Source organism: Oleiphilus sp. HI0043, assembly GCF_001634935.1.
This window is the reverse complement of sequence record NZ_LWEY01000704.1, coordinates 1-974: the sequence shown is the minus strand read 5'-3', so window position 1 is coordinate 974 and position 974 is coordinate 1. Positions and strand designations below refer to the sequence as shown.

Below are 974 nucleotides of genomic sequence, written 5' to 3'. Positions count from 1 at the left end.
GTCGCATGATCCATACTCTTCTGCATGGTTTTCAAATCATATCCACCCGAGAATATACCTTCCTGACCAGTGATAATAACCACCGCTCCGGTCTCTTCAGCATGATCAAGCGCTTCATTCAATTCTGCAATGACCTGGTGAGAAATTGCATTCACCTTACCGTTTTGAATTTTGATCGTGGCTACTTTATCTTGCAACTCAAACTGTACCAGTTCCATACTAACTCCTAACTATATCTCTTATGTTTTTTGTCCAACCGAGGGTTGTTCGAATTAATGTAATATACGGTCTTCACGCTCTTTTTCTTCAGCTTCGACAATCGATTTAGATAGTGCCCCGGCAGCTTGAACACCCGCACCGATCATTGCTTTCGCTATCGCTGCTTTATGCTCCCCCAAAAAGCCTTCAACCTCTTCTGAAAATTGGATTTCGACCAAGAATTCGCCGTCATCATCCATTCGCTTCAAGGCGAAGCTACCGTTTTCTAATTCAACTATCTCTAAAAATGCGCTACTCATTCAAACTCCAAATTTATATAGAAACCTGCTCACCAGGTAAGTTATATAGTACCTGCGGCCTTCTTTACCATTCTGTTTGTTGCTCTCGCCTTTGCTGAATATAAGTTTTTACTTCTTCAATAAGTTCTAACAAAGTCAGCTCTCTATCACCTTCAATAGCTGTCTCGGTCAAATTAATAACCTCAATTCGAGGCACACTTGCTTCTGTGCTAGCTGCTTGCCTAGAATGCGGCGAATTTTCTCTGTAGAGCAGAGGGTCAACAGATAAAGCCAACAAGCGTTGATACCAACTTCCTTGCTCCTGCTTCTGCGCAAACAGGAACTGGCAATCGGGCATATTCTGCGCCAATTCTGAAGACTCATCTTGCAAGGCGTCAGCAGGGATCTTTAAATAGNCTGATAATTCTTCTAGCCAGGCTTCCCAGGCATACTTCAAACTCAAACTAGCGCCAACAA

At 43.0% G+C, this 974-nt stretch carries 2 protein-coding genes; both read right to left on the bottom strand.

Going from position 1 to position 974, the window contains the following annotated elements:
• Positions 1-218, bottom strand: a 218-nt coding sequence (locus tag A3729_RS08315; RefSeq protein ID WP_231877386.1) for an enoyl-CoA hydratase-related protein, incomplete at its 3' end; no start/stop codon positions are given.
• Positions 219-272: 54 nt separating this feature from the next.
• Entirely contained in the window at positions 273-518 is a 246-nt protein-coding gene (locus tag A3729_RS08310; RefSeq protein WP_068509110.1) for a hypothetical protein, read from the bottom strand.
• Between the last annotated feature and the right edge of the window lie 456 nt (positions 519-974).

Coding starts and splice junctions, on each gene's coding strand:
- A3729_RS08310 (WP_068509110.1), bottom strand. CDS start 518: ATGAGTAGCGCATTTTTAGAGATAGTTGAATTAGAAAACGGTAGCTTC.